The 3,795-nt window shown below is 70.0% G+C and carries 3 protein-coding genes; all 3 read right to left on the minus strand.

Annotated elements, in window-relative coordinates:
• Nucleotides 1-62 precede the first annotated feature (62 nt).
• Entirely contained in the window at nt 63-1,334 is a 1,272-nt protein-coding gene (locus RDU12_RS13680) for a cytochrome ubiquinol oxidase subunit I (RefSeq protein WP_308685168.1), read from the minus strand.
• A 108-nt stretch (nt 1,335-1,442) separates the two neighbouring features.
• Entirely contained in the window at nt 1,443-3,134 is a 1,692-nt protein-coding gene (locus RDU12_RS13685; RefSeq protein ID WP_300290703.1) for a sensor histidine kinase, read from the minus strand.
• A 75-nt stretch (nt 3,135-3,209) separates the two neighbouring features.
• Nucleotides 3,210-3,794: a thiamine phosphate synthase gene (gene thiE / locus RDU12_RS13690; RefSeq protein ID WP_308685170.1), complete on the minus strand. Its 585-nt coding sequence runs from the start codon at nt 3,792-3,794 to the stop codon at nt 3,210-3,212.
• Nucleotide 3,795: the final 1 nt, after the last annotated feature.

Genomic DNA, 3,795 nt, shown 5'->3' on the forward strand with positions numbered 1-3,795 from the left:
CATGCGCGCATCCTTCTCGCTATTTCCCGTGCAGCAACAATACCTGAGGCAGAAGCCTGGATTTAGATCGCGCCCGCCACGAAGACGATGGCGTAGACGGTGATGTAGATCAGCAGGGAGGTCATCACCGAGCCGGCGGTCACGGGCGAAACGGCATCGGCGGTGCGCAGCACGCCCTGGACCACCCACGGCTGGCGACCGACCTCGGTGACGATCCAGCCGGCGATGACGGCCACAAAGCCGGCCGGCCCCATGGCCACGGCGAAACGCAGGAACCAGCGATTGTCGGTCAGCCGTTTGCGCCAGACCAGCCAGGCGCCCCACAGGCCCAGGCCGATCATCAGCAGGCCGAGGCCGACCATGATCCGGAAACTCCAGAAGACGAGGAAGACCGGGGGCTGATCCTCGGGCGCCACGGCGTCGAGCCCGGTCACCACCTCGCCGGGCGGGGCGACGAGGACGCCGGCTCCGGGCACGCCGAGTTCGAAATGGTTGGATTGGGTCGCGCGGTCGGGGATGGCGAACAGGATCAGCGGATGATCGGCCCGGGTCTCCCAATAGCCTTCCATCGCCGCCAGCTTTTGCGGTTGATGCTCCTTGGCGACGAGGCCGGATTCATGGCCGGCCAGCAACTGCAGGGGCGCGACCACCGCCAGCAGGCCGACCGCCATGGTCAGGGCGATGCGGCTTTCCCGCTGGTCGCGATTGCGCAGCAGCTGCCAGGCCGACGCCCCGCCGACCACCAGCGCCGTTGTCAGGAAGGCGGCCATCAGCATATGCGCCAGGCGCGACGGGAAGCTGGGGTTGAAGATCACCTCCATGAAGCTGGTGGCGACGAAGCGGCCGTCGGCCATGATCTCGAAGCCCTGCGGCGTCTGCATCCAGCTGTTGGCCGACAGGATCCAGAAGGCCGAAATGCTGGTGCCGACGGCGACGAGGACGGTGGCGAGGAAATGCAGCCGGGGGCCGACCTTCTTCCAGCCGAACAGCATGACGCCGAGGAAGGAGGCCTCGAGGAAGAAGGCGGTCAGCACCTCATAGGCCAGCAGCGGGCCGATGACGCCGCCGGTCAGGCGGATGAACTCCGACCAGTTGGTGCCGAACTGGTAGCTGAGCACGATGCCGGAGACGACGCCCATGCCGAAGCTGATGGCGAAGACCTTCACCCAGAACAGATAGAGGGTCTTGAAGGCCTCGCGCTTCGTCGTGAGCCAGAGTCCTTCCAGCACGGCCAGGAAGGCCGCCAGCCCGATGGTGAAGGCCGGAAACAGGATGTGGAAGGCGATGGTGAAGGCGAACTGCAGGCGCGACAGCAGCAGCGCGTCGAATTCCACGGCAGACTCCTTTGACCGGTTCTGACCCCGCCCTGACTATACCCTGGGCGGCTTCGCGTCGATGCGCCGAGCGACGCAGGACAGAACGCCACACCGGCGGAGGGACGGTCAGGCGGCGGGGAGTTCGACCCAGAAGGCCGCGCCCTGTCCGGGCGTCGAGACGACGCCGATCGAGCCGCCCTGCAGCTCGACCAGCCGTTTGGCGAGGGCCAGGCCGATGCCGTGCCCCTCGACCGTCGACCGCTCGAGTCCGAGGCGGTTGAAGGGTTCGAACAGCTGCGCCTGCTTCTCGGGCGACAGGCCGGGCCCGCGGTCGATGACCTCGATGCGGACGCCGTCGTAGACCTTGCTGGCGCGGAAGACGACCAGGCCGCCGGCCCCGCCGTACTTCACCGCATTGGAGGCGAGGTTGGCGATGACCTGGGTCAGGCGCTGGGAGTCGGCCAGGGCGATCAGTCCGTCGCCCTCGCTGACCACGTGGAGGCGAATGTCCTTCGCCTCGGGGCGCAGGGCGGTGGCGCGGCGGACGTCCTCAAGCACGCCCGGGACGTCGGTGGGACGCAGCTCGACCTTGACGGCGCCGGACTCGGCGCGAGCCACATCGAGCAGATCATGGGCCAGCGCCTCGACCTGGCGGGCGGTCTTGACCAGCATCTCGGCCATCTCGGCCTGGGTGGGCGTGATCGCCCCCAGCTGTCCGGTCTTCCACAGTTCGCCGATGCCGATGACCCCGCCGACGGGGCTCTTGATCTCGTGGGCGACGTTGGCGAGGAGGCGCGACTTGGCCTCCGAGGCCCGCTCGGCGCGCGACTGACCGGCCTTGGCGCGATCCGACAGGCGGTCGCGCTCCTCCAGCAGGGAGGCGACCAGCAGGATCGGCAGGCAGCCGAACAGCACCATCAACTGGGCCAGCAGGGCCTGGTCGGCCAGCTCCGGTCCGGCCGAGATGAACGGGCCGCGGCCGAGCATGGCCCCGCCGACGGCGGAGATGGCCACGATCACCAGGGCGGTGGCGACGCCGAGCACCCGGAACCGGGCCGCGAACAGGATCAGCAGCGGAATGACGACGAAGCCGACCTGCACCCGGGACTGGAAGAAGACCCCCGCGCAGACGGCGACCAGCAGGGCCAGCAGCACGACCGCCTCGGCCGCGCGGAAGGGCTTGCGCAGGGCGACGACGTGGCGCCGGGTCAGCGACAGCCCGAAGGCGCCGATCACGGCGATGCCGAGGGCGTGGCCGAACCACCAGGTCTGGAAGGTATAGAGCGGGTCGGCCCCGTTGATCAGGTAGAGGCCGGCGGCGGTGAGGGCCGCGGCCGGAATCGGCGCGAACACCGCCGCGCTCAGCAGGAAGCGGCAGGCCCCCTCGACGGTCGCCAGGTTGAGCGTCGGCGCGAACCGGCGCGCCAGCAGGACGGCGGCCGTGATCTCGATCATGTTGGTGACCGTGAACAGGGCGGTCAGGCCGTAGTTGTTGCCCGCCAGCAGCTCGCCCGCCGCGATTCCGGTGGCCAGCAGTCCGCCGAAACAGAGATCATACAGCGGTCCGCGGGCATTCCTGAGCCACACGGCCGTGCCGACCCCGCCAGCGGCCCAGAGGCCGGCGACGAGACCGGACGTCCGGGCGAACTGGATGGCCAGGACCACCAGAATCAACACGGCCACGGCGGTGAAGATCGGCGCCAGGGGCTCGCGGAAGAAGGCCATGGCGCTGTTGACGGCGACCGGAGGATCGGCGCGCGGGGCCGGAGCGACCTCGGGGGCCGGAACCGGTTCGGACGGATCGAGCGCGCGGCTCATGAGCATGGGGGTCCCGGGGATGCGGCCTTGTCTTGCCGTTTCCTTACCCCGCCGCTTCCTAATATCCCCTGAAGGTCAGGCGTTTGCGGTCAGCGCCCGGTTGAAAGCGCCGACTGCGGCGGCGGGGCCCTCGGGATCGTTCCAGACGGCCGCGCTGACCGCCACGAAATCGGCGCCGGCCCGGGCCAGGCCGCCGGCGGTGGCGGGCGTGATCCCGCCGATGGCGACGCAGGGAATCTCGACCGTCTCCTGCCATATGGTCAGGATCTCCGGGTCCGGCCGGTGAAGGGTGTCCTTGGTGTCGGTCGGGAAGAAGGCCCCGAAGGCGACGTAGTCGGCCCCGGCCTCGGCCGCCTCCATGGCCAGTTCGCGGCTGTCGTGGCAGGTGACGCCGATCATCGCGTCCGGGCCCATGAGGCGCCGGGCCTCGGCCAGCGCCCCGTCCGACTGTCCGATGTGGACGCCGTCGCAGCCGGAGCGGGCGGCGAGGTCGGGCCGGTCGTTGAGGATCACAGCCACGCCGCGGGCCCGGGCGACCGGGGCCAGGACCTCGACCGCGGCCAGGATGGCGGCGTCTTCGGCCGGCTTCAGGCGGATCTGCAGGGCGGCCACGTCGCCGGCGGCGAGGGCGGCGTCGAGGTCCCGCGCGAAGGCGGCCAGG

Source organism: Brevundimonas sp. (assembly GCF_031082345.1).
GTDB lineage: Bacteria > Pseudomonadota > Alphaproteobacteria > Caulobacterales > Caulobacteraceae > Brevundimonas.